Source organism: Nonomuraea sp. NPDC049607 (assembly GCF_040675375.1).
GTDB lineage: Bacteria > Actinomycetota > Actinomycetes > Streptosporangiales > Streptosporangiaceae > Nonomuraea.
On the sequence record NZ_JBFAOV010000002.1, the window covers coordinates 269481 to 295621 of the forward strand.

At 71.9% G+C, this 26141-nt stretch carries 24 protein-coding genes and 1 tRNA gene; 10 read left to right on the forward strand and 15 right to left on the reverse strand.

Translation table 11 applies throughout. The features are described 5' to 3' along the window. Positions 1-6: 6 nt before the first annotated feature. On the reverse strand, positions 7-1650 hold the full coding sequence (locus AB0J97_RS05510) for a serine/threonine-protein kinase (RefSeq protein WP_364084850.1): 1644 nt from the start codon (positions 1648-1650) through the stop codon (positions 7-9). A gap of 103 nt (positions 1651-1753) precedes the next feature. Between AB0J97_RS05510 and AB0J97_RS05515 the strand changes: the two genes are divergently transcribed. Continuing rightward, a complete protein-coding gene (locus tag AB0J97_RS05515) occupies positions 1754-2884 on the forward strand; it encodes an alpha-hydroxy-acid oxidizing protein (RefSeq protein WP_364084853.1) in 1131 nt (376 codons plus the stop codon). A gap of 50 nt (positions 2885-2934) precedes the next feature. Next, positions 2935-4041 carry a winged helix DNA-binding domain-containing protein gene (locus AB0J97_RS05520; protein WP_364084856.1) on the forward strand — a complete coding sequence of 369 codons (1107 nt, stop codon included), beginning with the start codon at positions 2935-2937 and terminating at the stop codon, positions 4039-4041. On the opposite strand, the gene AB0J97_RS05525 is transcribed toward AB0J97_RS05520, so the two are convergent. Genes AB0J97_RS05525 through AB0J97_RS05535 form a run of 3 tightly spaced genes read right to left on the reverse strand, consistent with a single transcriptional unit; the run spans position 4012 to position 6967 of the window. Continuing rightward, positions 4012-4833, reverse strand: coding sequence for a carbohydrate ABC transporter permease (locus AB0J97_RS05525; protein WP_357699011.1), 822 nt, complete (start codon positions 4831-4833; stop codon positions 4012-4014). The genes AB0J97_RS05520 and AB0J97_RS05525 overlap by 30 nt on opposite strands. Next, on the reverse strand, positions 4830-5720 hold the full coding sequence (locus AB0J97_RS05530; RefSeq protein ID WP_364084860.1) for a sugar ABC transporter permease: 891 nt from the start codon (positions 5718-5720) through the stop codon (positions 4830-4832). The genes AB0J97_RS05525 and AB0J97_RS05530 overlap by 4 nt, the downstream gene beginning before the upstream one ends. Then, the gene (locus AB0J97_RS05535; protein WP_364084863.1) at positions 5717-6967 is read right to left on the reverse strand and encodes an extracellular solute-binding protein; all 1251 of its coding nucleotides are present in this window, start codon (positions 6965-6967) and stop codon (positions 5717-5719) included. Before AB0J97_RS05535 ends, AB0J97_RS05530 begins: the two co-directional genes overlap by 4 nt. Positions 6968-7091: 124 nt before the next feature. Here AB0J97_RS05535 and AB0J97_RS05540 point away from each other — a divergent pair, with 124 nt between their 5' ends. From AB0J97_RS05540 to AB0J97_RS05550, 3 genes are all read left to right on the forward strand, one after another. Then, positions 7092-7847 (forward strand): IclR family transcriptional regulator, encoded by a 756-nt coding sequence (locus AB0J97_RS05540; protein WP_357699005.1) that lies wholly within the window; start codon positions 7092-7094, stop codon positions 7845-7847. Next, positions 7844-8788, forward strand: coding sequence for a sugar kinase (locus tag AB0J97_RS05545; RefSeq protein ID WP_364084867.1), 945 nt, complete (start codon positions 7844-7846; stop codon positions 8786-8788). The genes AB0J97_RS05540 and AB0J97_RS05545 overlap by 4 nt, the downstream gene beginning before the upstream one ends. Positions 8789-8874: 86 nt before the next feature. Then, entirely contained in the window at positions 8875-10539 is a 1665-nt protein-coding gene (locus tag AB0J97_RS05550) for a catalase (RefSeq protein WP_364084870.1), read from the forward strand. 47 nt (positions 10540-10586) lie between these two features. Here the strand turns inward: AB0J97_RS05550 and AB0J97_RS05555 are convergent, their stop codons facing one another. From AB0J97_RS05555 to AB0J97_RS05575, 5 genes are read right to left on the reverse strand one after another with little or no spacing between them, the layout of a single operon-like run. Then, a complete protein-coding gene (locus AB0J97_RS05555; protein ID WP_364084873.1) occupies positions 10587-11519 on the reverse strand; it encodes a dihydrodipicolinate synthase family protein in 933 nt (310 codons plus the stop codon). Next, positions 11516-12508, reverse strand: coding sequence for an ABC transporter ATP-binding protein (locus tag AB0J97_RS05560; protein WP_364084876.1), 993 nt, complete (start codon positions 12506-12508; stop codon positions 11516-11518). Before AB0J97_RS05560 ends, AB0J97_RS05555 begins: the two co-directional genes overlap by 4 nt. After that, positions 12501-14444, reverse strand: a complete 1944-nt coding sequence (locus AB0J97_RS05565; protein ID WP_364084879.1) for a dipeptide/oligopeptide/nickel ABC transporter permease/ATP-binding protein — start codon at positions 14442-14444, stop codon at positions 12501-12503. The genes AB0J97_RS05560 and AB0J97_RS05565 overlap by 8 nt, the downstream gene beginning before the upstream one ends. Beyond that, entirely contained in the window at positions 14444-15403 is a 960-nt protein-coding gene (locus tag AB0J97_RS05570) for an ABC transporter permease (protein ID WP_357698994.1), read from the reverse strand. Before AB0J97_RS05570 ends, AB0J97_RS05565 begins: the two co-directional genes overlap by 1 nt. Next, the gene (locus AB0J97_RS05575; RefSeq protein WP_357698992.1) at positions 15400-17004 is read right to left on the reverse strand and encodes an ABC transporter substrate-binding protein; all 1605 of its coding nucleotides are present in this window, start codon (positions 17002-17004) and stop codon (positions 15400-15402) included. Before AB0J97_RS05575 ends, AB0J97_RS05570 begins: the two co-directional genes overlap by 4 nt. Before the next feature lie 137 nt (positions 17005-17141). Between AB0J97_RS05575 and AB0J97_RS05580 the strand changes: the two genes are divergently transcribed. Next, positions 17142-17852 carry a FadR/GntR family transcriptional regulator gene (locus AB0J97_RS05580; protein ID WP_357698990.1) on the forward strand — a complete coding sequence of 237 codons (711 nt, stop codon included), beginning with the start codon at positions 17142-17144 and terminating at the stop codon, positions 17850-17852. Here AB0J97_RS05580 and AB0J97_RS05585 read toward each other — a convergent pair. Continuing rightward, positions 17849-18433, reverse strand: a complete 585-nt coding sequence (locus tag AB0J97_RS05585) for an HD domain-containing protein (RefSeq protein ID WP_364084884.1) — start codon at positions 18431-18433, stop codon at positions 17849-17851. The two genes, AB0J97_RS05580 and AB0J97_RS05585, sit on opposite strands and share 4 nt — an antisense overlap. A gap of 31 nt (positions 18434-18464) precedes the next feature. On the opposite strand from AB0J97_RS05585, the gene AB0J97_RS05590 reads away from it, so the two are divergent. Together AB0J97_RS05590 and AB0J97_RS05595 are read left to right on the forward strand one after the other, a co-directional pair. Further along, complete coding sequence (locus tag AB0J97_RS05590; RefSeq protein ID WP_364084887.1) at positions 18465-19316, forward strand: DUF4429 domain-containing protein; 852 nt, start codon at positions 18465-18467, stop codon at positions 19314-19316. Positions 19317-19370: 54 nt separating this feature from the next. Next, the gene (locus tag AB0J97_RS05595; protein WP_364084890.1) at positions 19371-19931 is read left to right on the forward strand and encodes an NADAR family protein; all 561 of its coding nucleotides are present in this window, start codon (positions 19371-19373) and stop codon (positions 19929-19931) included. On the opposite strand, the gene AB0J97_RS05600 is transcribed toward AB0J97_RS05595, so the two are convergent. From AB0J97_RS05600 to AB0J97_RS05615, 4 genes are all read right to left on the reverse strand, one after another. Then, positions 19932-22268, reverse strand: a complete 2337-nt coding sequence (locus AB0J97_RS05600) for a helicase-associated domain-containing protein (RefSeq protein WP_364084893.1) — start codon at positions 22266-22268, stop codon at positions 19932-19934. 184 nt (positions 22269-22452) lie between these two features. Then, positions 22453-22526, reverse strand: a tRNA-Lys gene (locus tag AB0J97_RS05605). A 41-nt stretch (positions 22527-22567) separates the two neighbouring features. Beyond that, entirely contained in the window at positions 22568-23491 is a 924-nt protein-coding gene (locus tag AB0J97_RS05610) for a nucleoside hydrolase (RefSeq protein ID WP_357698980.1), read from the reverse strand. 300 nt (positions 23492-23791) lie between these two features. Beyond that, positions 23792-24184, reverse strand: coding sequence for an OsmC family protein (locus tag AB0J97_RS05615; RefSeq protein WP_357698978.1), 393 nt, complete (start codon positions 24182-24184; stop codon positions 23792-23794). A gap of 52 nt (positions 24185-24236) precedes the next feature. Here AB0J97_RS05615 and AB0J97_RS05620 point away from each other — a divergent pair, with 52 nt between their 5' ends. Then, the gene (locus AB0J97_RS05620) at positions 24237-24968 is read left to right on the forward strand and encodes a hypothetical protein (RefSeq protein WP_364084898.1); all 732 of its coding nucleotides are present in this window, start codon (positions 24237-24239) and stop codon (positions 24966-24968) included. Positions 24969-25018: 50 nt separating this feature from the next. Then, a complete protein-coding gene (locus tag AB0J97_RS05625) occupies positions 25019-25792 on the forward strand; it encodes an FAD:protein FMN transferase (protein ID WP_357698974.1) in 774 nt (257 codons plus the stop codon). 7 nt (positions 25793-25799) lie between these two features. Here the strand turns inward: AB0J97_RS05625 and AB0J97_RS05630 are convergent, their stop codons facing one another. Further along, entirely contained in the window at positions 25800-26075 is a 276-nt protein-coding gene (locus tag AB0J97_RS05630; protein WP_352319467.1) for a hypothetical protein, read from the reverse strand. Positions 26076-26141: the final 66 nt, after the last annotated feature.

A 26141-nucleotide genomic window follows, 5' to 3' on the forward strand; every position in this document is an offset into this window, starting at 1 on the left:
GGCCGGTCAGGAGGCGCGGTAGGTCTTGAGCACCCTGCCCTGGGGGTCGGCCACCAGGTAGCCCGTGCGGTAGGCGTCGCCCAGGTAGACGAGCAGGACCTGCTTGGTGCTGGTGAAGACGAAGTTGGGGTCGACGATGAGGTAGCGCGAGGTGGGCTTGCGCACGCCGAGGACGCCCTCGGCCTTCTTGAGCAGGCCGGGCATGGCGTCCCAGTTGTACTTGGCCAGGTCGACGGTGGGGGTGCGGACCGTGGAGCCGGCGCCCTCGCGGGAGGCCACGCCGTCGCGGTAGGCATAGCGGTCGTAGATGGTCGGGTCGCCCTTGACCGGCGCCTCGGCGGAGATGTACGTCGGGTAGACGACCATCCGGACGACCTTGGTGCCGCCCATGACCGGCTTGAGCGCCTTGATCGCGGCGCGGATGCCGTCGGCGGTGAGCAGGTTCTCCGGCTCCGGCTTCGGCTCGTCGGTCTCCGCCGGCTCCTGGGCGTCGGTGGTCTCCATCGGGGTGACCCGCGGCGTCTGCGGCTGCTCCGGCTCCTCCGCGCCGCGCACGCCCGGGAGCAGCGTGTAGACCAGCACGCCGGTCACCGCCAGCGCGCCCACGGAGGCCGTCACGGCCGCGACCGGCGAGCGGCGGGAGCGGCGCGACGACATGGTCCCGGCGTGCGAGAACGACGGCTCCGGCCCCCAGGGCCGCGGCCCCCCGGGCGGCACGGTGGCCCCTGGCGGCGGCCCGTGGTGGAGGGGGCCCGAGGGTGGGGAGGGGTGGCCGGGCGGGAAGGGGGCCCGGGGTGGCGGGAGGTAGGCATGCGGGGCGGAGCCCGGGTCGGCGACGGCGGCGAGCAGGCGGTCGAGGGTCTCGGCGTCGGGCCGGCCGGCCGGGTCGCGGCGCAGCAGGGCGCCGAGCACGGGCGCGAGCGGCCCGGCCCGCTCCGGCGGCGGAACCTCCTGGTTGAGCACGGCGGCCAGCGTCGCCAGCGTGGTGCTCCTGCGCAGCGGGTGGCGGCCCTCGACGGCCACGTACAACATCATGCCGAGCGACCACAGGTCGGAGGCGGGGTCGCCCTCGTGGCCGTTGATGCGCTCGGGCGCGATGTACTCCGGCGAGCCGATGAACGACCCGGTCGCCGTCAGGCTGGTCGACTCGCGCACGGCGGCGATGCCGAAGTCGGTGAGCACCGAGCGGCCGTCCTCGCGCAGCAGCACGTTGGCGGGTTTGACGTCGCGGTGCTGGATGCCGACCGCGTGCGCGGCGCGCAGCGCGGACAGCACCTCGCGGCCCAGGCGGGCGGTCTCCCAGGGCGTCATCGGCCCGCGGGTGAGACGGTCCTGGAGCGAGCCGCCGGTGACCAGCTCCATGACGATCCACGGGTAGCCGTCGGCGCCCGGATCGACGATGTGGTGGATGGTGGCGACGTGCGGATGGTTCAGCCTGGCCAGCGCGCGGGCCTCGCGCAGCACCCGGGCGCGCAGCTCGCGGGCGCCCTCCGGATCGTGCTCCTCGAACGACGGGTCGGGCGGCCGGACCTCCTTCAGCGCGACCTCGCGGTGGAGGGCGGTGTCCCAGGCGCGCCACACCAGGCCCATTCCACCGCCGCCGAGCCTCTCGGTCAGCTCGAAGCGGTTGTCGATCACGCGTTTGTGCATGGGAAGCAGCGTAGGGCCGCGTCGCGGTCGCCGTCATCAGGGCCGTCATGAGGGCGGTCGTCACGGCCCCCGGAGGGCGGGACGGGCTGGTTGGATGGGAGCCATGAACGCAGGCGATCACCAGCTCGGCATCTACCTGACGGGCATGCTCGAAGGCCGTGCGCCGGAGCTGACCACCGACCTCTCCGCCCTGGAGGCCGCGGCCGGGCGGGTGCTCCCGCCCGAGGCGCTCGGCTACATCGTGCCCAGCGCGGGCAGCGGCTCGACCGCCCGCGCCAACCTGGAGGCGTTCGAGCGGCGCAGGATCGTGCCGAGGATGTTGCGCGGCGTCCGGCGGCAGCGTGACCTGTCGTGCGAGGTGCTGGGCACCCCGATGGCGGCGCCGGTGCTGGTGGCGCCGATGGGCGTGCAGACGCTGGCCCACGAGGAGGGCGAACTCGCCACCGTGCGGGCCGCGGCCGCGGTCGGCGTCCCGTACGTGCACTCGACGGCCGCAGCCCACGACTTCGAGCAGGTGGCGGCGGCGGGCGGGGACGCGCCGCGCTGGTACCAGCTCTACTACCCGACCGACCGGGACGTGTGCCTGAGTTTCCTGCGCCGGGCCGCGGCGACCGGCCATTCGGTGCTGGTGGTCACGCTGGACACGACGCTGCTCGGCTGGCGTCCGGCCGACCTCGACCGTGGCTTCCTGCCGTTCCTGGCCGGCACCGGCATCGCCAACTATCTGAGCGACCCCAACTTCGCCGGGGTGGAGAACCCGGTCGCCCATTGGGCGGGCATGTTCCCCAACCCGGGGCTGAGCTGGGACGACCTGCCGTTCCTGCGCGACCACTGGGACGGCCCGATCGTGCTCAAGGGCATCATGAGCACCGAGGACGCGCGGCTGGCCGCCGAGCACGGCGTCGACGGCATCGTGGTGTCCAACCACGGCGGCCGCCAGGTCGACGGCGCCCTGGCCGCGCTCGACGCGCTGCCCGGCATCGCCGAGGCGGTCGGCGACCGGCTGACGGTGCTGTTCGACTCGGGCGTGCGCACCGGGGCCGACGTGGTCAAGGCGCTCGCGCTGGGCGCGCGGGCCGTGCTGGTCGGCCGTCCCGTGCTGTACGGGCTGGCGCTGGACGGGCAGGCGGGCGTCGAGCACGTGCTGCGCTGCCTGCTGGGCGAGCTGGACATCACGCTCGCCCTGTCCGGCTACTCCTCGCCGGACGAGCTGGGCCCCGACGCGCTCGCCTGAGGGCACATCGAGGTCGGGAAGTGACCGCGATTGCCCCTACCTTTGTCCCCATGGATCCCCTCATCTCCCAGCGCGCGCTCAACCGGGCCACGCTCGACCGGCAACTGCTGCTGCGCCGCGGCGGCGGGAGCGTGCAGGAGGTCGTCGAGCAGCTCGGCGGTCTCCAGGCGCAGACCCCCCACACCTGGTACGTCGGCCTGTGGAACCGCTTGGAGGGGCTCAAGCCCGAGGACGCCTCCGCCCTGCTGGCCTCCCGCGAGCTGGTGCGGATCGCGTTGCAACGCTCCACGATCCACCTGGTCACCGCCCGCGACTGCCTGGCCATGCGGCCGCTGTTGCAGGTGGTCACCGAGCGCATGACCCGGACGACGTTCGGCAAGCGGCTGGCGGGCGTCGACCTGGACGAGTTGGCCGTGACCGGGCGGGCGCTGCTGGAGGAGCGGCCGATGACCTTCGCCGACCTCGGGCGGGCGCTGGCCGAACGGTGGCCGGAGCACGACCAGCACGCGCTCGGCCAGGGCGTGCGCTGGCTGCTGCCGCTGGTCCAGGTGCCGCCGCGCGGCCTGTGGGGCAGGAGCGGGCCGGTCGCGCACACCACCGCCGAGTCGTGGCTGGGCCTGGGCGAGGTGCCGCCGATGACGGCCGCCGAGCTGGTCCGGCGCTACCTGGCCGCGTTCGGCCCGGCCTCGGTGCAGGACGCGCAGACGTGGTCGGGGCTGACCAGGCTGGGCGAGGTGGTCGAGTCCATGGACCTGGTCCGTTTCAGGGACGCCTCCGGCCGCACGCTGTACGACCTGCCGGAGGCCGTCCGGCCGCCGGAGGACGTGCCGGCCCCGGTCCGGCTGATGTACGACTTCGACAACCTGTTCCTGTCGCACGCCGACCGCTCCCGGGTGATCAGCGAGCGCGGCGCGGCCGTCATGCAGGGGTCGTTCATGGGCACGAACGTGATCCCCCGGATCATCCTCGTGGACGGCGTCACCGCCGGCGACTGGACGGTGACCAGGGCCAAGGGCGTCTCCACGCTGAACGTCCACCAGTGGACGCCGATCGGCGAGCTGGACGAGGTCGAGCGGGAGGCGCGGCTGCTGCTGGAGTTCCTGGCCCCCGGCGACCGGCACGACGTCTCAGTCCTTGACCGCCCCTCCAAGCCCTGACACGAGCCGCCGCTGCACCGCCACGAAGAAGATCAGCACGGGGATCGTCATCAGCGTCGAAGCCGCCATGATCCCGCCCCAGTCGTTCTCGTTGGGCTTGAAGAAGACGAGCAGCGCCGCGGGCAGGGTCTGGTTGTCCTTGGCCGAGATGATGAAGGTCCGCGCGAAGACGAAGTCGTTCCAGGCGGTGATGAAGGAGAACACGCTGGTCGCCACCAGGCCGGGGGCGACCAGCGGGAACAGCACGCGCCACAGCACGGTCGCGCGGCCGGCCCCGTCGATCATCGCCGCCTCCTCCAGCGCCTCGGGCACCGCGGCGACGAACCCGCGCAACATCCAGATCGCGAACGGCAGCGTGAACGCCAGCTGCACCACCACCAGCGAGGCCAGCGTGTTGAGCAGCCCCAGGTCCCTGACCACGAAGAACAGCGGGATCGTCAGCGCCTCGACGGGCACCATCTGCGCGACCAGGAACATGATCAGCACGGTCGTCCTGAACCGGAAGGCGAACCTGGTCACGGCCACCGCCGCGAGGAAGGCGAGCCCGGCCGACAACACGACCACGACCAGCGCCACGACCGCGCTGTTGAGCAGGTAGCGGGCGAAGTTCTCGCCGGTCAGCACGCGGACGAAGTTGTCCAGCGTCGGGTGCGACGTCCAGGGCCTGACCTCCAGCGACTGGATCTCCCCCGCGGGCTTGAACGCCGACAGGGCCATCCAGTAGAGCGGGAACGCGGTGAGGACGGCGACCACCAGCGCGACCGTGTTGGGCAGAAGACGTCGTCGGTTCACAGGCGTTCCCCACTGCGCCGCAGCGCACGGATGTAGAACAGGGTGATCACGAGCAGGATCAGCGTCATGACGACCGCGACGGCCGAGCCGAGGCCGTACTCGGAGGAGCCGAAGGCGATCTGGTAGGCGTAGACGTTGAGCACGGTGTTCTGCCCGGCGACGCCGCCGCCGTTGGTCATCACGTAGATCTGGGTGAAGATCTTGAAGTCCCAGATGACCGACTGGATGACCACGATCGTGACCAGGGGCCGCAACATCGGCACGACGATCCGCCAGAACCCCTGCCAGGCCGAGGCGCCGTCGAGCGCGGCGGCCTCCAGCACCGAGGACGGGACGGCCCGGATGCCCGCGTACAGGGTGATCATGACGAGCGGGAACGAGTGCCACACGACCGTCGCGCCGACCACGCCGAAGGTGACCCACCGGTCATAGAACCAGTTGAACCCGTCGATCCCGAGCACCTGGTTGACCAGGCCGAGGTCGGCGTCGAACAGGAACATCCACACGGTGGAGCCGGTCATCGCGGGCGCCGCCCACGCGCCGAGCGCGGCCAGCGACAGGGCCGCCCTCGGCACCGGCCCGGTCCTGGTCAGCAGCACGGCCAGGGCCGCGCCGACCGCCAGCGTCGCGACGACCAGCGCCGCCGCGAACCCCACGGTCTGCGCCAGCACCTCCCAGAAGCGCCCGTCGCCGAGCAGCGTGGCGTAGTTGCCGAACCCGACGAACGTGCTCGGCTGCCCGCCGCTGACCTGCGCCTGCCGGTAGTCGAAGACCGACAGCAGGCCCAGCATGTAGACCGGGTAGCCGAACATCGGGACCAGCACGGCCGCCGCGGGCAGCAGGTACAGCCACGGACGCCCGCGGCGGACGGTCGTACCTCGGCTCACGAGCGGCCGAAGGCGGTCTTGACGGCCGCGGCCGCCTCGGTGGTGGCCTGGTCGACGGTGGACTGCCCGGTCGCGACCTTCTGCAACATCGTGGGGATGACCTTGCCGTTGTCGATCTTCACCCAGGCGGGGTCGATCGGTACGAACCGGGTGCCCTTGGCCACCGTGTCCAGGAACGGCCTGACGAACGGGTCCTTGGCCGCCAGCTCGTCGCGGGCCGAGGTGAGCGTCGGCAGGTTGCCCATCGCGTCGTACATCTTGGCCTGGTACGCCTTGCCGCCCAGGAGCTTGACGAAGTCCGCGGCCAGGGTGCGGTGACCGGCGTTCTTCAGCACGCCCAGGTTGTTGCCGCCGGCGAAGGCGGGCGCGATCGAGCCCTCGGCCGCGCCGGGCAACGGCACGACCGCGTACTTGCCGGCCGCCGCGCCGGCGTCCACGGCCGAGCGGTTGAAGTTGCCCAGGATGCCCATCGCGGCCTTGCCACCGGCGAACAGCTCGACCGTCTTGCCGCCGGTCAGCGAGACGCACGCCTGCGGCGGGCAGACGTCGTCGGTCAGCAGGTCCGTGTACGCCTTGACGCCCTTGCGCGACTCGGGCGAGTCGAGCGAGGTGATGTCGCCGCCGGCGTCCCAGACGAAGGGCAGGGCGCCGAAGGTGTACTCGCCGCCGACGGCGATGCCGTACAGGTCGGGCTTCTTCTTCCGGATCGTGCGGGCGGTCTCGGTCAGCGCGGCGACGGACGTGGGCGGTTTCAGGCCCAGCTCGTCGAAGACGTCGGTGCGGTAGTAGAGGGCTCGGATGCCGATGAACCAGGGCAGGCCGTACTGCTTGCCCTGGACGGAGGCCGACTTGACCAGGTCGGGGGTCAGGTCCAGGCCCTTCAGGTCGGCGGTGAGGTCGGCGAAGCCGCCGGCGGCGGCGTACTCGGCGAGGTCGGTGTTGCCGTACTCGGCGACGTCCGGGGAGCTGGCGGGGTCGTTGAAGGCGCCCTTGAACTTCTCGTGCCGGGCGGGCGTGGTGGGGATGTAGGTGACCTCGACCTTGACGTCCGCGTGCGCGGCGGTGAACTCCTTGATCGCCTCGTTGACGACTTTGTCCTTGGGGGCGCGGTTGGGCTCGTCGAAGAGCCAGACGCGCAGCGTCCCCGTCCGCTCGTCGCCGCCGCCGGAGGCGGGAGCGGTCGAGGGTGCGCAGGCGGCCAGCGTGAGCAGGGCCGTTCCGGCCGCGGCAAAGTAAAGAAACTTCACTATTACCTCCTGAGCGCAGACACTAGGAATTCGTCCAGGGGTCGAGAAGACTTGTCAGAAGATGTTGTGCAGTGCACAACAGCGTGCTGCATTTCGCGAAATTTCATCGAATATGGTGACGTTCGTGCCCGAACGCAACCAGTCCGCCTCGCTCCGGCGCGCCCTGGCCGTCCTGGACCACGTACGCGGCCACACCGGCCTGTCGCTCACCCAGCTCGCCGAGGCCGTGGGCCTGTCCAAGAGCACGGTGCTGCGGCTGACCGTCCCGCTCGTGGAGGCCAGGCTGCTCGAACGCGACCGCAGGACCGGGGCGTACCGGCTGGGGCACGGCACCCTCCAGCTCGGGCAGGCGTACCTGGCCACGCTCGACCTGCGCGCGGTCGCGGCCGAGGAGTCGCACCGGCTGATGAGCGAGGTGCGCGAGACCGTCCACCTGGTCGTCTACGATCACCCCCACGTCGTCTACATCGACAAGGTGGAGAACGAGACGAACGTGCGGATGGCCTCGCGCGTCGGCAGCCGCGGCCCGGTGCACGCCACGGCGGTCGGCAAGGCGATCCTGGCCTGGCAGCCGGAGGAGGCGCTGGCCGGGCTGGCGCTGGAACCGATCACCAAGCACACCATCACCGACCCCGACCGGCTGCGCGCCGAGCTGACCCACATCCGGCGGCGCGGCTACGCGGTGGACGACCGCGAGAACGAGCCCGAGGTGCGCTGCGTCGCCGCGCCGATCTTCAACCACAATGACGCCGTCGTCGCCGCCGTCTCGGTCTCCGGGCTCACCTCGCGGATCACCGCCGCGCGGGTGCGGGAGCTGGGGCCGCTGGTGGCCGGGGCGGCGTCACGGATCTCCAGAAAGCTGGGCAGGCCGACCACATGACCGAACTGGTGACCTTCGGCGAGACCATGGCGCTGTTCGCCGCCCGGCGTACCGGGCCGCTGCGCTTCGCCCGCGACTTCGACCTGGGCCTCGGCGGCGCCGAGTCGAACGTGGCGATCGGCGTGGCCCGGCTCGGCCACCGGGCGACGTGGACCGGGCGGGTGGGCGACGACGAGTTCGGCGACCTGATCCGGGCCACGCTCGCCGGGGAGGGCGTGGACGTGCGCGCGGTCACCGACCCGGACGCCCCCACCGGCCTGATGATCAAGGGCAGGCGCACCGCCGACCTCGTGGACGTGCGCTACTACCGCAGGGACAGCGCCGGGTCCCGGCTGCGGCCGGACGACCTCGATCCGGCGCTGATCTCCTCGGCCCGCGTGCTGCACGTCTCCGCGATCACCCCGGCGCTGTCGCCGTCCGCCCGCGAGAGCGTGGCGCACGCCATCGCCGTGGCGCGGGCGGCCGGCGTGCTCGTCTCGCTGGACGTCAACTACCGCCGGGCCCTGTGGGCGGCGGAGGAGGCCGGTGCCTGGCTGCGGGAGGCGGTCGGCGGCGTGGACGTGCTGTTCGCGACCGTGCCCGAGGGCCGCCTGATCGCCGACGTCGAGGACCCGGCGGAGCTGGCCAAGGCGCTGGCCTCGCTGGGGCCCTCGTACGTGCTGGTCAAGTCGGGGGCCGAGGGCGCGCTTGAGCTGTCGGACGGGGTGCTGCGGCGGGCCCGGCCGTACCGGGTGACGGAGGTGGACCCCGTGGGCGCCGGGGACGCGTTCGCGGCCGGGTGGCTGGCCGACTGGCTGGCCGGGGCCGAGCCGGAACGGCGGCTGGACACCGCCTGCGCGGCGGGCGCGTTCGCGGTGACCTCGCAGGGCGACTGGGAGAGCCTGCCCCGCCGGTCCGACCTGGGCCTGCTCGGCCGGGGCGCCGACGACGTGAGCAGGTAGCCGCCCCGAGGACGAGGTTTTGCCCGTTTCCGATCCGGCCTTGAGGGCAGCCGGGGAAGATCTCGTCCGGGGAGAGGAACGGTGCGATGACAGACGTCTCCAGCAAGGGACCGCAGTCGGGCGACGAGCGCGAGGTGCTCACCAACCGGCAGGGGCATCCCGTCTACGACAACCAGAACCAGCGGACGGTCGGCCCGCGCGGTCCGGCCACGCTGGAGAACTACCAGTTCCTGGAGAAGATCAGCCACTTCGACCGCGAACGCATCCCCGAACGGGTGGTGCACGCCAGGGGCACGCTGTCCTACGGCTACTTCGAGGCGTACGGCAAGATCGGCGACGAGCCGGTCAGCCGCTACACCAGGGCCAAGCTGTTCCAGGAGGCCGGCAAGCGCACGGATGTGGCGCTGCGCTTCTCCACCGTGATCGGCGGCCGGGACTCCGCCGAGACCGCCCGCGACCCGCGCGGTTTCGCGATCAAGTTCTACACCGAGGACGGCAACTGGGACCTCGTGGGCAACAACCTGGCCGTCTTCTTCATCCGGGACGCCATCAAGTTCCCCGACGTCATCCACTCGCTCAAGCCCGACCCGGTCACCTTCCGGCAGGACCCGAACCGCATCTTCGACTTCATGTCGCAGACGCCCGAGTCGATGCACATGCTGGTCAACCTGTTCAGCCCGCGCGGCATCCCCGCCGACTACCGGCACATGCAGGGGTTCGGCGTGAACACCTACAAGTGGGTCAACCAGCAGGGTGAGACGTATCTGGTCAAGTACCACTGGATGCCCAAGCAGGGCGTGCGCAGCATGACCGAGGCGGACGCGGCGGTCGTCCAGGCGGGCGACCTGGGACACGCGACGAAGGACCTGCACGACGCCATCGAGCGCGGCGAATATCCCGAGTGGGAGCTGCTGGTCCAGCTCATGAGCGACGAGGAGCACCCCGAGCTGGACTTCGACCCGCTCGACGACACCAAGGTGTGGCCGGAGAACGAGTTCCCGGCCAGGCCGGTCGGCCGCCTGGTGCTGAACCGCAACGTCGACAACCAGTTCGCCGAGAACGAGCAGGCCGCCTTCGGCACCGGCGTCCTGGTGGACGGCCTCGACTTCTCCGACGACAAGATGCTGGTCGGCCGGACGTTCTCCTACAGCGACACCCAGCGCTACCGGGTCGGCCCCAACTACCTGCAACTGCCGGTCAACCAGGCCAGGAACGCGCCCATCAGGACCAACCAGCGCGACGGCCAGATGGCGTTCTTCGTCGACACCGGCGGCGAGGACCCGCACATCAACTACGAGCCCTCGCTCCGCGGCGGCCTGCGCGAGGCCGAGTACCCGACCCTCGACGAGGAGGGCCCGGTCATCAGCGGCCGGCTCATGCGCCGGCGCATCCCGCGGACCAACGACTACAAGCAGGCCGGCCAGCGCTACCTGCTCATGGAGCAGTGGGAGCGCGACGACCTCGTGCGCAACTTCGTCGACGCGCTCAGCCAGTGCGACCGGCGTATCCAGGAGCGCATGGTCTGGCACTTCCTGCTCGTGGAGGACGACCTCGGCCTGCGCGTGGGCGAGGGCCTCGGCCTCACCCCGGACGACGTCTCCCGGCTGGAGCCGCTGGCGGGCCAGGACCTCACCGACGAGGACCGGGAGCGCCTGGTCAAGCTGGGACGCAACGGGCCGCGCGACGTGGAGGGGCTGAAGATGACCCATTGCGTCCCCAACGAGCGGGCCGCCCACGCCGAGGGCCTCTGAGCAGCGGCCACTGAGCAGCGGCCCTCTGAGCAGCGGCCACTGAGCGGCTACAGCAGCCCGGCGGCGGCCAGCAGCTTGCCGATGCGGCCGGTCTCGTCGTCGTTCAGCGGGATCTGCGGCAGCGCGGTGAGCGGGCAGTCGATGACGCCCCGCAGGTGCAGGGCGGCCTTGAACGCGCCCAGCCCCGCCGAGCTGCCGCCCATGCGGCCCGCGCCGACCCGGACGATCTCGAACAGCCTGACCAGGCGTTCCTGCTGGATCCTGGCCGCCTCCCAGTCGCCGCGGGAGGCGGCCCGGTACAGCTCGGCGTACCCGTGGGGGTCCACGTTGCCGAGGCCGGGCACGACGCCGTCGGCGCCCATCCACAGCGCGGAGTCCACGGTCACCTCCGACCCGGTGAGCACGCTGAACGGCGCCCGGCGGCCCATGATGACCTGGCGCAGGCCGCCCTCGTCGCCGCTGGAGTCCTTCACCCCCGCCAGCGCGCCCTCGGCGGCCAGTTCGAGCAGCAGGTCGGCGCCCAGCTTGGTGTGCACGCTGACCGGCAGGTCGTAGGCGTAGACGGGCAGGCCGCCGCGGGCGGCGATCGTCCGGAAGTGGGTGCGGATCTCGTCGGGGTGGGTGCGCGTGTAGAACGGCGCGGTCGCCACCAGCGCGGACGCCCCCGCCTCCACCGCGACGCGGGCGTGTTCGAGCACCCGCGGCGTGGTCATGTCGATCACCCCGGCGAGCACCGGAACCTGTCCGCCCACGTGCCCGACGACCGTGTCCAGCACCACCCGCCGCTGCGTGTCGGTCAGGTAGGCCACCTCCGAGGAGGAGCCGAGCACGAACAGCGCGTCCACCCCGCCCTCCAGCAGGTGGTCCACCAGGCGGGTCAGGGAGGCGGCGTCCACCTCGTGGCCGGGGGTCAACGGGGTGCAGACCGGGGGGATCACGCCGGTCACCGTCGCGGACCCGGCGACATCGGGATCTGTCATGAGTGCTCCTGGATCAGCTCTAGGTCGGTGGCTCCGGCCGCCACCGGATGGTGGCAGTGGAAGAGGTGGTCGTCCCCGGCCCGGGTGGCGGGGGGCGGCTCGGCGGCGCACAGGTCGTCGGCCCGCCAGCACCGGGTGCGGAACGGGCAGCCGCTCGGCGGCCTGGTGGCCGACGGCACGGCCCCCACCAGCGGGATCGGGTTGATGGGCGAGATCAGCCCCGGGGTGGCCGAGAACAGCGCCCGCGTGTACGGATGCCTGGCCCGCCCCGGAACGGACTGCGCGGGCGTCTGCTCGACGATCCGGCCCAGGTACATGGTGACCACGCGGTCGCTCATCCTGCGCACGGTCTGGATGTCGTGCGAGATGAACACCAGCGCCAGCCCGAGCCGTTCCTTGAGGTCGAGCAGCAGGTTGAGGATCTGGGCGCGGACGGACACGTCCAGGGCGCTGGTGGGCTCGTCGGCGACGACCAGCCCGGGTTCGAGCGCGAGCGCCCTGGCCACGGCCACCCGCTGCCGCTGCCCGCCGGAGAGCTGGCCGGGCAGCGCGCCGGCCACGCCCGCGGGCAGGCCCACCAGGTCCAGCAGCTCACGCACGCGGGCCTCGCGCTGGGCGGGGGTGCCGCGGCCGTGCACGTCGAGCGGGTCGCGCAGGATGCGCCCGACCGGCAGCCGCCGGTTGAGCGCCGTGGACGGGTCCTGGAAGATCAGGCCGACGCCGCCGCCGACGAGCGCGCGCCGCTCGCCCTGCGTCAGCGTCCACAGGTCGCGGCCGTGCAGGCGCACGCTTCCCGAGGTCGGCCGCTGCAGCCCGACCAGCACCTTGGCCAGCGTGGACTTCCCGCAGCCCGACTCCCCCACGATCCCGACGGTCTCGCCGGGCGCGACGGTCAGGGAGGCGGCGGTCAGGGCGTGCACGCGGTCGCGCGAGAACAGCCCTCCCGACCGGGCCTTGTGCACGACGTGCACATCGTCCAGCTCAAGCATGTCGCTCACTCCCCACGAGTTCGACCGCCGGGTGGTGGCAGGCCACCGCGTGCCGCCTGGCCTCTCCGGCCAGCACCGGGGCCTGCGTACGGCACATGTCGGTGGCCATCGGGCATCGGTCGGCGAACCTGCACCCGGCCGGGAAGTCGGCGGGCGCGGGCACCACGCCGGGGATCTGCGTCAGCCGCTCGGCCCCCGACTCCAGCGACAACACCGCGCCGAGCAGCCCACGGGCGTAGTGATGGGCGGGCTCGCCGACCAGGGCGGCGGTGGCGCCGGTCTCGACGATCTGGCCGCCGTACATGACGACGACGCGGTCGGTGACGTCGGCGACCAGGGCGAGGTCGTGCGAGACCAGGATCAGCGCGAACCCCAGCTCCTCGCGCAGCCGCAGCAGCAGCTCGATGACCTGCGCCTGGACGGTCACGTCGAGCGCGGTCGTCGGCTCGTCGGCGACGATCAGCTTGGGCTCGCGGGAGAGCGCCATCGCGATCAGCACCCGCTGCCGCTGGCCGCCCGACAGCTCGTGCGGGTAGGCGGACAGGGTGCGGCGGGCGTCGAGGCCGACCAGTTCGAGCAGCTCGGCGGGGGTACGCCGGCCGCCCCTGCGGGTGACCTGCCTGAGCTGGGCCCTGATGGTCATGGCCGGGTTGAGCGAGGACAGCGCGTCCTGGTAGATCATCGCCATCTCGTGGCCGAGCAGGCGGCGGCGGGCGCCGCGCGGCAGCGCCAGCAGCTCCTTCTGGTCGAAGCGCACGTGCCCGCTGACGTGGGCCGCACGTGGTTGCAGGCCCATGACGGTCAGTGCGGTCAGCGACTTGCCGCAGCCGGACTCGCCGACCAGGCCGACGACCTCGCCGGGCCACACCTCGAAGCCGATGCCGTCCACGATGTCGATGTCCGGCTCGAAGCCGATGCGCAGGCGTTCGACGCTGAGGATCGGCTGTCCTTGGGGCAGCGGGCGGGCGCGTTCGGCCAGCCGGCGCGCCGCCTCGGCCAGGCCGGGCAGTTCGAGCACCTGGCCGGTGCCGGGGGTGGCCTGCTCGTACGCGTCGTCCTTCTTGGGGGCGGCTCTGCGTACCGGGGCGGCCCAGGCGTCGGAGATGCCCTCGGACAGGATGTTCAGGGCCAGCACGGTGAGCAGGATCAGCAGGCCGGGGAAGACCGTGGCCCACCAGCCGCCGAGCAGCACCAGGTTCTTGCCGTCGGCGATGACGCTGCCCCACGACGGGTTCGGCGGCCGTACGCCGGCGCCGATGAACGACAGCGACGCCTCGAACACGATCGCGTCGGCCACCATCACCGTGCAGAACACCAGCACGGGCGCCGCGCAGTTGACCGCGACGTGCCTGACCACGATGTACGGCGTGCGGGCGCCGATGACGCGTTCGGCCGCCACGTAGTCCTCGCCGTACTGGGCGATCACGTTGGCCCGCACGACCCTGGCCACGGACGGCATGTAGAGGAAGGCCATGGCCATGACCAGCACCGGGATGCTGCCGCCGAACACCGCGACCAGCACGGCGGCCAGCGCGATGCCGGGGAAGGCCATGATCACGTCGAGCACGCGCATGACGGTCTCGTCCACGACCCGGCGCGAGGTGGCCGCGACCGCGCCGACGACCGCCCCGGCCACCAGGGCGAGCCCGGTGGCGCCGAGCCCGATGATCAGCGACCAGCGGGCGCCGTACAGGAGCCTGGACAGGATGTCGCGGTTGGCGCTGTCGAGGCCCATCCAGTGCGCGGCCGACGGGCCGCCGCCGGCGGCCTCCTGGAAGTACGGCGAGTGCGGCGCGATCAGCGGCGCGAACAGGGCGGCCAGCACGACCAGGACGATGACGCCGACCGCCGGCCAGGACGCCAGGGGCAGCCGCCGGAAGGCGACGCCGGGCCTGCCGGCCAACACGACCAGGCGTTCGGTGAGTCCGCTTCTCATCAGGCGGCACTCCTCAGGCGGGGGTTGACCAGCAGGTAGAGGATGTCGACGACCAGGTTGACCACCATGAAGCCGATCGCGATGGTGAGCACGACGCCCTGCACGACGGCCGGGTCGCCGTCGCGCACCGCGTTGATCATGAGCTGGCCCATGCCGGGCAGGCCGTAGATCGTCTCGATGACCACCGTGCCGCCGATCAGGTAGCCGATGCGCAGGCCGAGCACGGTCAGCGGGTTGATCAGCGCGTTGCGCAGCACGTTGCGGCCGACCACGACGATCATCGGCAGGCCGCTGCCGATCGCGGTGCGCACGTAGTCACGGTCCAGCTCCTCGACCATCGACGTGCGGATGATGCGGGTGAGCTGGGCGGCGATCGGCAGCGACAACGACAGCGCGGGCAGCGTCATCGACTGCAGCCAGCCGGTGACGGAGTCGGCGGGGTTGATGTAGCCGCCGGTCGGGAACAGTCCCTCGCCGACCGCCAGCCACTGGATCATCAGCAGCGCCAGCCAGAACGCCGGGGCCGCCACGCCGACCAGCGACACGACCCGGATCGCCTGGTCGGGCCAGCGGTCGCGGAACAGCGCCGCGGTCACGCCGAACACCAGCGACAACACGACCGCCACGGCCAGGCCGAGGAACGTGAGCTGGAGGGTCAGCGGCAACGCGGTCGTCACCGACTCGATGACCGGCTTCTTGGTGAGCACGCTGGTGCCCATGTCGCCCTGGGCGAGGTCGGCGACGAAGCGCACGTACCGCAGCGGCAGCGGGTCCAGCAGGCCGTTCTCCTCCTGGAAGCGGTGGATCTGTTCCGCCGTGGGGTTCGCGCCCTGGAAGTAGGCGTACTCGGGTTTGACGCCCGAGAAGCGCATCACGACGAACACGAACGCGACCACGCCCAGGACCAGCGGGATCAGGATGAGGAGCCGCCGCAGCAGCATCCTGAGTACGAGCGTCATGTCCTCTTGGCCTGCAGCAGGTTGATGCCGGGGTAGGGCTGGGCGCGGATGCCGGAGATCTTCTTCGGGTCCCAGGCGGTCATCAGCTCGTTGTGGACGACGGGGTAGAGCACGGCCTCCTCGGCGACCAGGTCCAGATATTTGTGGATCTGCTCGGTCTTCTTGGCCTTGTCCGTCTCCTTGCCGGCCGCGTCCATCATGGCGAACAGCTTCTCGGCGTCCTTGCTGCCGTCCCAGTGGCTGTACTTCATCCACAGGCCGCCGGGCACGTAGTTGTAGTGCAGGATCAGGTCGGCGTCCATGCCGAACTGGTTGGGGTTCGAGGCCGCCGCGACCACCTGGTAGTCCTGGAACTGGTCCATCTTGGTGAACAGCGCGGCCGTGTCCTGCGGCTCCAGCGTGGTCTTGATCCCGACGGCCTCCCAGGAGGCGGCGATGGTGGGCAGGCAGTCGGCGATCCAGCTCACGTTGACGGCCATGAGGTTGACCGTCAGGTTCGTGACGCCCGCCTCCTTCAGCAGCGCCTTGGCCTTGTCGGGGTCGTAGTCGTAGACGACCGAGGCGCGGCGGTGGTCGGGGTGGCCCTCGTTGAGGAAGGAGCTGGAGGCCGTGCCGTGGCCCTTGAGCGCCACGTCGATCATCTTCTGCTTGTCGATGGCGTAGTGCAGGGCCTGGCGGACGCGTACGTCGTCGAAGGGCTTGGCGGCGGTGTTGAACATCAGGAACATGTGGTTCATGCCCTTGCCGCCCTCGACCGTGAGCCCCTGCTGCTTGAGCTGTTCGACGTTGGCGTACGGGATGTTGTCGGCGATCTGCGCCTCGGCCGAGCCGCCGGAGATCTTGGCCACCCGGGCGGAGGCGTCCACGATGGTCAGCCAGTTCATCTTCTTGACGGTGGCCGGGCGCGGCCCGTTGTAGCCGTCGAACGCCTCGAAGGAGGTGTTGGATTTCGGGTTGTGCGCCGTCTGCTTGTACGGCCCGGAGCCGACCGCCATGCCGCTCTTGGCCTTGTCCCACGCGCCCGCCTGGCCGAACACGTGCTTCGGCATGATCTTGGCGATGGTCAGCCGGGGCGCCGCGTCGGGGAAGGGGAACTTGAAGACCAGTTCCACGTTCCGGTCGTCGACCTTCTTCACCTCCTGGAGCCAGGACTTGAAGAAGTTGCCGGTCAGCACGTTGTCGGGGCCGAGGATGCGCTCGAACGTGAAGACCACGTCGTCGGCGGTGACCGGCTGCCCGTCGTGCCACTTGGCGCCCTCGCGCAGGGTGAACGTCCAGGACGTGGCGTTCGGGTCGGCGGGCAGCGCCGTGGCCAGGGCCGGGTACGGCTCCCGGGTGACCGGGTCGGTGTCGAGCAGTCCCTCGTAGACGTGGCTGATCCCGGCCATCGCGAACGCCGACGCGGTCTGCGTCGGGTCCCAGCTCTGGTCGTTGCCGTAGCCGATGACGGCGGTGATCAGGTCTTTGTTCGATCCGGCGCCGACCGAGCCGGTCGAGGCCGGGCCTCCGGAACAGGCGGAGAGGGTGGCCGCGATGAACGCCGCCGCACCCGTGGCCCCGCTGTAGCGCAGGAAGTCACGGCGGCTGAACTCAGAGCTCACGGATGCCTCCTGGGGGGAAAGGTAGAACGTAGGACATCCCATGTCCTATCTTGTGCGTAACGTGGACGCTAAACGCCAGAGCGTCTTGAGGTCAACAGAGGATTTCCGGAATGTTACCTACGATGAAAGGAAGCTCCATGACCGCAGTCCCGCGTCCGGCACGTCCCAGCCGGGCCGTCGAGGCCCAGGAGGGCGTCAAGGACCTGATCGTCAGGCGCGGGCTGGTCGCGGGCGACCCGCTGCCCACGGAGTCGGAGCTCATGGAGGAGCTCCAGGTCAGCCGCAACTCCGTCAGGGAGGCGCTGAAGGCCCTCCAGGCGGTCGGCATCGTGGACATCCGCCACGGCTTCGGCATGTTCGTCGGCCGGATGTCGCTGTCCGGCCTCGTGGACGAGCTGGCCTTCCACAGCCGCATCACCCTCCAGAACGGCCGCAACCACCTGGCGCACCTCATCGAGATCCGCGAGATCCTGGAGAGCGGCCTCGTCCAGCGGCTCATCGACCTGGGCCCGGAGGCCGACCTCGCGCCGGTGGCCGACGTCATGGCCCGCATGGACCACGAGTCGCAGGTCGGCGAGGTCTCCCCCGAGACCGACCGGCTCTTCCACGACCTGCTCTACCGGCCGCTCGGCAACCCACTGGTCAGCCAGCTCCTCGGCGCGTTCTGGGACGTCTACCACCAGCTCCGCGACCACCTCGGCGCCCCCGACGAGCCGCCCGGCGACGTGGCCAGGCGGCACCGCGACATCTACGCCGCGGTGCTGGCCGGCGACCGGGCCGCCGCGGTGTCGGCCGTGTACGCGCACTTCGACGGCGTGCGCAACCGGCTGGCCCGGCTGGGAGGCTAGTCCGGGAAGCGGGCCACGCGCCTGGCCCACGGCCGCTGCCATTCCTCGTACCACTCGGCGAACCAGGGGTGGGGCGCGGCCAGCGGCACGATGGAGGAGACGGTCTCCTGGTAGCAGTGCTTCTGGAACCGCCAATGGAGGCGTTGCAACTCCTGCACCTTGCTCACCCCGACGGCCAGCTGCACGAGCACGGCCTGCGCCGGGGCCTTGGCCAGCGCGGCCAGGTGGTCGGCCCCGGCCTGCCCGGCGGGCCTGGTCACCCAGCGGACGAGCCCGGTCACGTCCGCGCCGAACCGCCGCGCGAGCTCCCGCTCGGTGCACGCCGTGTCCTCCAGCACGTCGTGCAGCACGACCGCGGTGAGCACGTCGGGGTCGCGCACCTGTGCCCCGGCCACCGCCACCTCCAGCGCCTCCAGCAGGTGCTCCACGTACGGCCGCCCGGTGGGACGCTGCCGCACGCCGTGCTGCGTCCGCGCGAAGCGCACCGACTCGCGCAACCTCGTGACGGCCTGCGACGGGAGCGCCTCGGCCAGGGGTCCGGCGGCCTGGCCCCACGACATCCAGCTCGTGAAGATCTTCATCGGGCTCCTCTCGACGTCCTAGGCTGAGAATATGACCGAGATCGCCGTTCTCGACGGCTCGTGGACGTTCAACGGAGAGATGCTGCGCGTGGTCCCAGGCGGCGACAAGAACGTCCATGAGCTCCGCAAGGTGCTCGGCGAGGTCGCCGTGCCGCTGGAGGCCATCGCGACGTGCGCGTTCGAGCCCGGCCGCAAGGGCGGCCAGCTGCGCCTTCGCCTGCGCTACGGCGCCGACCCCCTGTCCGACCTCGTCGCCGGGTCGCTGGCCGCGCCCGCCGACCCCTACCGGCTGGCGGTGCCCAAGGAGCGCGCCGGCGCCGCCCAGTACTTCGCCGACGAGGTCCGCGACACCCTGGAGATCAACCAGACGCCGACCGGCCCCTGCGAGCACTACCTCCTCCCCGGCCCCGCCATCCCCGTCTCGGCCACGGCCGGCGACGGCACGGCCGTCTTCGACGGCGAGCGCGTCCGCCTGGAATGGACGGGTTTCGCCAGCTCGGAGAAGGAACGGGCCGGGTCGCAGGAGTTCCCGCTGGCCGACCTGGTGGGCGTGGAGTGGAAGCCGCAGTCCGGCCTGGGCTACGGCACGCTCCGCTTCCGGCTCAAGGGCGACGGGCCCGGGGTCACCCCGCAGAAGGACCCCCACTGCGTCTCCTGGGGCATCCAGCGCTTCGGCGGCGCGACCGCGCTGGTCGGCGCCGCGGTGCTGGCCCGGCTGCCGCGCGAGGAGCCCGCCGAGCTTGAGCCGCCGGCCGCCCCCGGCGGTGACGCGCACGACGCGGTGCTGCGCCGCCTGGCCGAGCTGGGCGAGCTGCACCGCTCGGGCGTGCTGACCGACGACGAGTTCGCGGCGGCCAAGCAGGCCATGATCCGCCGGCTCTGACCTGTTGCCTTTATCCGCTTGGCGGCCGTCCGTGCCCTGTGGGACGGTTGAGCCGTGTCCGACCAGCTTCCCCGTACCGTGGACGAGGCCGTCGCGGCGGAGCGGAACGGCCGCCGGCCGCGTTACCTCTACTTCTGGGGCCACCGCCCGTCCCGCGACGGCGGCCCCGGCCGCGGCTGCCTGTCGCAGTGGTGGCCGGCGACCTTCACCGAGGACGGCCACACCTTCGCCTCGGCCGAGCACTACATGATGGCCCACAAGGCGTGGCTGTTCGGCGACCACGACATCGCCGGCCGCATCCTGCGCGCGGCGACCCCGGCCGAGGCCAAGAAGCTCGGCCGCACCGTACGCGGCTTCGACGAGGCCGTGTGGGACGCCCATCGGCTCGACATCGTCACCCGGGCCTCGTTCGCCAAGTTCGGGGCGCACGCGGACCTGCGGGAGTTCCTCGTCGGCACCCGCGCGCACGTGCTGGTCGAGGCCAGCCCGCTGGACCGGGTCTGGGGCATCGGCCTGGCCGCCGACGACGAGCGCGCCGCCTCCGCGGCGACCTGGCGGGGGCTCAACCTGCTGGGTTTCGCCCTGATGGCGGCCCGCGACGAGCTGAACGCCTGATCAGGTCAGCACCTTGGTGATCTTGGCCAGGTCCAGCAGCCGGAACTCGGCGGGCTCATGGCACCACACGTCGAGGTCGGCGCCGCGTACCTCCGGGCCGCTGACCGTGAGGTCCTCGCCGTCGTAGGCGATCCGGGCCGTGCCGTGGTACTGCAGCTCCATCGCCACCCGTTCGCGGGCCTTGGGGGGCAGGGCGGTGGCGTACCGGCTGAAGACGTCGCGCAGCCCGTGGAAGACCGGGGCCGGCTCACCCGCGGTGGCGACCAGCCAGGCGGCGGCGCGTTCGGGGCTGAGGACCGCCTGCTCCCGGCGGGCCGGACGGGCGGGCGCGCGCCTGGAGGTGCGGCCGGTCACGGCGAGCGAGCCGTCGGCCTCGCGGGCCACCGGCGCGTACCCGGCCTCCCTGAGCAGGGCCAGGGTCTGCGCCGGATCGAGGGCGCTGGCCAGGACGGTGGGGGCGAGCAGGCGCGGACGCAGCTTCGCCAGCCTGCGATGCGCGGCCACCTCGGCCAGCAGAGCGTGGTCGCCCACCACGCAGCAGCCCACCGGGACCACCTCGACCTCCCCGTGCCGCCGCGCGACGTCGTGGACGAGATACGTCAGAGGCTGCGGCAACGGGCCAGAGGCCACCTCGGCCAGGGCGGAGACGAGGTCGGCCGCGGTGTGGCCGGCGTCGAGGGCGCGGCGCACCGAGGCCGGGCCGAACCGCCACGTGCCGCCGGGCTCGCGGTCGGCGGCCCGGTCGAGCACCTCGGCCAGGGCGGCGGCGGGCGGGCCGGTGACCACGGCGGTCAGGTCGGTGCCGAACAGCGCCTGCTGCCGGGCCGCGGCCAGCAGCCCCGCGGCGGCCTCGCCCGCCTGCGGGGCCGAGGGCGACCGGAGGGCCAGGCCGGGCGGGCTGAGGGCGTCCGCGCCGACCAGGCCCAGCAGCCTCGACTCGGCCAGGACGGCCAGCACGACCTCGCGGCAGCTCGCCCGCTGCACGAGGGGAAGGTGCCAGCTCGCGGCCGCCGCCACCTCCTCGGCGTCCGGGACGGCCGCGCCCTCTCCCGTGGCGGTCGCGTCGGCGAGCAGCTCGAAGACCACCTCCCGGATGACGCTGGACGGCGTCCCGGTCCCGGCGGGGGCCAGCGGGGTGCGCGGTTTGCCGTCGTACCGGCGGGTCGGGCTGATCGGCAGCCCCCACCACGCCTCGACCAGCACGGTGTAGCGATCGGCCGGCTCCAGGCGCATCCACGCGTCGTAGCCCTTGGTCGGCGAGACCCCGGTACGCCGCGTCTCGGTCGCGCGCCGGGTGCGCACCTGCGTGACCGGGTTGGCGGCCAGCAGCCCGGCGGCGTGCACGACGTCCAGCAGCAGGCGGACCTCGTCCTCGGCGCAGCCCAGCCGGCCGGCCAGGTGGCGCACCTCCTTGACCCCGACGCCGCCGCCCTTCAGCTCGGGCAACGGCTCCGCCGCCGCGGCCTCCAGCAGGGCCGCGGCCCGGTCCAGGAGGCGGAGGGCGGCCACGGACGCCTCGTGGGCGACGAGCTCTCCGGCGACCGGCCGCGTACTGATCGCCGGTCGCTCGACCGGCAGGTCGATCCGGTGGTCGCGCCCGCGCAGCGCGAGCGCGACCTCCATGGGCATGACGTACGTGCGCTCCCAGTCGACGCTCCAGACGAGACCGTGGTCGCGGGCCCACCGCGCCGGGGTCGCCGCACGTCGCGGCTGGTGCTGGCCGCGTGGCGGGAACTCGTCGAGCACCCGCGCGGGCCCTCGCTCGACGAAGTCGTCCAGCAGCTCGCGGGTGCCCGCCGGGGCGCGGGCTACCAGCCGGGCCAGCCGGTCGGGGTCGCCGAGCGCCGCCGTAACGGACTCCATCAGGATCGCCTTGCGCCCCGCGCCGGTGCCGCCCAGCCGCCGGTCCACCTCGGCCAGCTCGGCCATGGTGACCTGCGGGAGGATCGCGGCCAGGTCGGGACCGAGCCCCAGGGGCGTGGGCAGCACCGCGGGCAGCCCGGCGGCGAAGCTCAGCGTCCCGTCCTCGTCGCGCCGGACGAGCGCGGCGCGTTCGAGCCGGTCGATCAGCCCTGAGAGGTCGGCCCCGGAGGCCACCAGACCGGACAGCGGCCGCCCGGTGCGGGCCGCCACCAGGATCGCCTCGGTCAGCAGCAGGCAGGGCAGCGGCGTCCGGGACAGCGCCAGGTGCACGGACTCGGGCGCGTCGAGCCGTTCGGCCAGCTCGACCAGCCGCCGCGGTGGGACGGGCCGCAACACGTCCGGCCGCGACGTCAGCACCTCGGCCAGCCTCTCCCGCCCCAGCCCCGCCAGCCACTCCAGAAGCGTCTCGTCCACCCCCTGATTGTCGCAGCGCCGGGGTGCCACCGCCCCGATGATCAACTTCCTGGACGGCCGTTCTTGAGCGGCCCGGCACGGGAGCGGCGGGCCACGGGTGACGCCGAGCGGCTCGGGGGCGTCCAAAGGGTTCCGGGAAAGCAGAAACCCCAGGTCAACACAGTGACCTGGGGTTTCTCTAGGGTGCGCCGCCAGGGACTCGAACCCCGGACCCGCTGATTAAGAGTCAGCTGCTCTAACCAACTGAGCTAGCGGCGCAACAGGGTTAACTGTATCAGCCGCCGGACGGTGCCCGCACATCAGCCGAGCCGCTCCCCCAGCCTCCCGTACGCCCCCAGCACCAGGTCCCAGAACCCCTTCACGTCCACGGACGTCGCCACCAGCGCGTTCGCCTGCCGTCCGCGCAGGTCGAAGTCGGTGACGGTCATCCCCCGCGTGTACGTCCCGACGGTCTCCACGTTCACCACGGCCGGCACGCAGGTGAACAACGACGGGTCCAGCACGTACGCCACCGCGCAGGCGTCGTGGATCGCCGGGCCGCCCTCGGCCGTCACCACGCCGTAGAACTGCGCGGCGGGCACCAGCAGCTCCGACAGCCGGCCGAGCGGGCGCATGCGGTCGAGCACGTCCGTGGTGACCAGGGCGGACAGGGTCACGTCGAGGCCGAGCTGCCGTACCTGCCAGCCGGCCTCGAAGACGATCGCCGCGGCCTCGGGGTCGGCCAGCATGTTGAACTCGGCCGCCGGGTTGTGGTTCCCCCGCGTGTACGAGCCGCCCATGATCACCAGCTCGCGGGCCCACTCGACGACGCGGGGCTCGCGGCGTACGGCGAGGGCGATGTTGGTCAGCGGGCCCACCGCGACCAGCGTGATCTCGCCGGGGGCGGCACGCAGGGCGTCCACGATGAAGTCCACCGCGTGGCCGTCCGACAGGGGGCGTACGGGGGCGGGCAGGACGACGTCCCCCAGGCCGGTGGCGCCGTGGACGTGGCCGGCGCGGACCGTGCGGTGCAGCAGGGCGCCCGCGCTGCCGGGCGTGACCGGCACGTCACCGAGGTCGAGGAACTCCCTGAGCGCCAGCGCGTTGGCGGTGGTCAGCTCCAGGTCGACGTTGCCGCCCACGGTGGTGACGCCCACCACTTCGAGATCGGGAGAGCCGGCCGCGAGGGCCAGGGCGAGCGCGTCGTCGATGCCGGGGTCGCAGTCGATGAGAACTTTCTTCACACCACAGGACAATACGCATGCCCCGCCACCTGTGAGCCAAAGGCGGAGCGGCGGGGAGTGGCAGGGGGTGGGCATGGATCGAGGCCGGGCAGTTTCCCCCAAATCTGCCCGGCCTCGATCGGTGGCGGTCCAGGCCGACGTCTTCCCCCAAAAACGTCGGCGGTCCCGCACTCGCGGACCGCGGTCCCCCTCCGCGTCCGCATCGGTGAAGGTCTGTTGTGGCCTCTCGACCTGCTACAACGCTACCGAGACGAATGCAACGGTCGCGTCATAACGGGGTCGAATAAGCGTTTAATCCGACTAGGGAAGCTCCAATCGAACCTCTGTACCGTCCTGCAACGATCTGCTCACCGTGCAGTACTTGTCGTGCACCCGCCCGGCGACCGCCCTGAACACCTCGTCGGCCTCCTCCGAGGGCAGCTCCACGTCGTAGGTGACCGTCACCGGCCCGAGCTTGTTCGGCTCGACCTTCTCCGACTCCACCGTCATGGCCAGGCGCACCAGCCGGTGCCCGCGCTTGGCCGTGAGCGGCTCGACGGTGACGATGTTGCATCCGCCCACCGCCGCGAGCAGCAGCTCCACCGGGGTGAACACGCCCTCCTCGTCGCCGCCGCCGATCCTCACCTCGGCGCCACGGGCGTTCGTGGCCCGGAAACCGCCGTCTTCTGTCCGCTCAACACGCACGTTAGCCATGTTTCAGACCTTACTCAGAAAGCTCTCATGTTCCTTCAGCATCGTCATAGGCATGGCTAGTGAGGTGAATGCGAGTCACGGTCCCATCCTCTTCTGGTGCGGGGTCGCGGTCGCCGAGTTCGGCGCGATCCAGCCGGGGTTCGGCTACCCCTGGCGGCCCACCGCGTACGCCGCCGCGGCGCTGCTCGTCGCGCTCGGCTTCGCGATCGTCAAGGCCGCCGACCTGCTCCGGACGGAACAGGCCAGGCAGCGGCTGCGGCTCGGCGGCTACCTCGCCGGCGCGCTGCTGGTGGCCCACGAGTTCAGCTCCACCGCGTACGTGACGGCGCCCAGCCGTCTTGGGTCGCTCCTGCTGTACGCGATGGCGGCCGTCATGGCGGTACGCAGCCACACGGTGACCCCCGAGACCAGGGGCAAGGTGCTGATCGCGTCCGGCATGGACGCGGAGACCCTACGCGCCCGGCTGGCCCTCGCCACAGGACCCGGCGCCGGGCCCGACAGCACGCCGAACATCGTGGCCGTGTACCGGACCGAGCGCGCCAGCAGCGAGCTGCGCGACCTGGAGGCCAGGTACGGCCTCATCCTCGTCACCGGCACCGAGCACGACCCGAGGGCCAAGGAGCGCATCAGCGCCTCCGGCCTCAGCCGCCAGATCCCCGACATCGCCGAGCGCGAGGTGGTCGTCGAGGGCCCGCGCCCGTTCACCCGGTACGTCGGCGGCGCGTTGTCACGCCTTGCGATCCCCAGATCACAGGTTCATTTCAAACCGGAGCAAAAGGTTTAGCCCCACGTTACGGCCGACGTGAGAGCGTGGTCTGCGGACAAGGAGGCCAGGTGACGATTTTCCCCGGAAGCGCCCGTGTCGACACGGTCATGGGCATGCCCGTCAGTGTGGACATCCGCACGGCTCTGCCGGCCAGAGAGCTCACCCCCCTGCTCGACGACGCCTTCTCCTGGTTGCGCTGGGTGGCCGACACCTTCAGCCCGGCCAAGGAGGACAGCCAGATCTGGCGGCTCAACCAGGGCCTGACCATCAGGCAGATCCCCGAGCTCGTCGAGGTGCTGCACCGCTGCGAGGAGCTGAGCGAGGCGACCGGCGGCTGGTTCGAGCACCGGATCAACGGCGTGATCGACCCCTCCGGCTACATCAAGGGCTGGGCCCTCGAACGCCTGTCGCGGGCGCTGTGCAACGCCGGTGCCGGAGACCACCGCATCAACGCGGGCGGCGACATCAGGGTGCGCGGCTCGGCCGCCCCGGGCAAGGCCTGGCGCGTCGGCATCCGCGACCCGCGCACCGACGTCGTCAGGAAGGCACTGTTCGCCCACGACCTCGGCATCGCCACCTCGGGCGGCGCGGCCGTGGTGGACCCGCGCACCGGGGAGCGCCAGCAGACGCTGGGCTCGGTCACCGTGATCGGCCCCGACCTCGGCGTGGCCGACGCCTACGCCACCGCCATGTACGCCATGGGCCCCACCCTGGCCCCGCGCTTCGCGGCCGACCTGGCCGAGGCGGGCGCGTACGACACCATGATCGTTCTGCGGGACGGGCAGGAGGTCAGCACGCCGGGCATCTCCGGGATCGACGCGGGGGCGCGCCTGGCCGGCTGAGCACGGCTCAGGCGTCGGGATGATCCCGCAGATACTCCAGGTAGATCGGGCGCAACGCCTCGCCCAGTTCACCCTCGCCCGCCGCCAGCGCGTCGCTGAGCAGCGCGGAGACCCGGCTGAGGTCGTTGGCGGTCTCACTCTCGTGACCACTGGCGGCCTCGGCGGCGGGGATCACCTTGAGCAGGTTCCACAGGAAGCCCAGATCCCCATGGCGTACGGCGTACCGCACCGCCCGGTCGTGCAACTCCGCCGCGGGCAACGAATCAAGACCATTAGCGTCCATCTCGCTCCCTTTCCCGACAGGAGTCACAGGTAACCGCCACTACCGACAGTGATCGATCGACGTCCC

What these genes read in the sequence shown, in the direction of transcription:
- AB0J97_RS05580 (WP_357698990.1), top strand. Translation starts at nt 17,142, where the DNA reads ATGACCGCAGTCCCGCGTCCGGCACGTCCCAGCCGGGCCGTCGAGGCC.
- AB0J97_RS05590 (WP_364084887.1), top strand. Translation starts at nt 18,465, where the DNA reads ATGACCGAGATCGCCGTTCTCGACGGCTCGTGGACGTTCAACGGAGAG.
- AB0J97_RS05550 (WP_364084870.1), top strand. Translation starts at nt 8,875, where the DNA reads ATGACAGACGTCTCCAGCAAGGGACCGCAGTCGGGCGACGAGCGCGAG.
- AB0J97_RS05620 (WP_364084898.1), top strand. Translation starts at nt 24,237, where the DNA reads ATGGCTAGTGAGGTGAATGCGAGTCACGGTCCCATCCTCTTCTGGTGC.
- AB0J97_RS05520 (WP_364084856.1), top strand. Translation starts at nt 2,935, where the DNA reads ATGGATCCCCTCATCTCCCAGCGCGCGCTCAACCGGGCCACGCTCGAC.
- AB0J97_RS05555 (WP_364084873.1), bottom strand. Translation starts at nt 11,519, where the DNA reads ATGACAGATCCCGATGTCGCCGGGTCCGCGACGGTGACCGGCGTGATC.
- AB0J97_RS05545 (WP_364084867.1), top strand. Translation starts at nt 7,844, where the DNA reads ATGACCGAACTGGTGACCTTCGGCGAGACCATGGCGCTGTTCGCCGCC.
- AB0J97_RS05630 (WP_352319467.1), bottom strand. Translation starts at nt 26,075, where the DNA reads ATGGACGCTAATGGTCTTGATTCGTTGCCCGCGGCGGAGTTGCACGAC.
- AB0J97_RS05510 (WP_364084850.1), bottom strand. Translation starts at nt 1,650, where the DNA reads ATGCACAAACGCGTGATCGACAACCGCTTCGAGCTGACCGAGAGGCTC.
- AB0J97_RS05615 (WP_357698978.1), bottom strand. Translation starts at nt 24,184, where the DNA reads ATGGCTAACGTGCGTGTTGAGCGGACAGAAGACGGCGGTTTCCGGGCC.
- AB0J97_RS05565 (WP_364084879.1), bottom strand. Translation starts at nt 14,444, where the DNA reads ATGAGAAGCGGACTCACCGAACGCCTGGTCGTGTTGGCCGGCAGGCCC.
- AB0J97_RS05560 (WP_364084876.1), bottom strand. Translation starts at nt 12,508, where the DNA reads ATGCTTGAGCTGGACGATGTGCACGTCGTGCACAAGGCCCGGTCGGGA.
- AB0J97_RS05515 (WP_364084853.1), top strand. Translation starts at nt 1,754, where the DNA reads ATGAACGCAGGCGATCACCAGCTCGGCATCTACCTGACGGGCATGCTC.
- AB0J97_RS05585 (WP_364084884.1), bottom strand. Translation starts at nt 18,433, where the DNA reads ATGAAGATCTTCACGAGCTGGATGTCGTGGGGCCAGGCCGCCGGACCC.
- AB0J97_RS05570 (WP_357698994.1), bottom strand. Translation starts at nt 15,403, where the DNA reads ATGACGCTCGTACTCAGGATGCTGCTGCGGCGGCTCCTCATCCTGATC.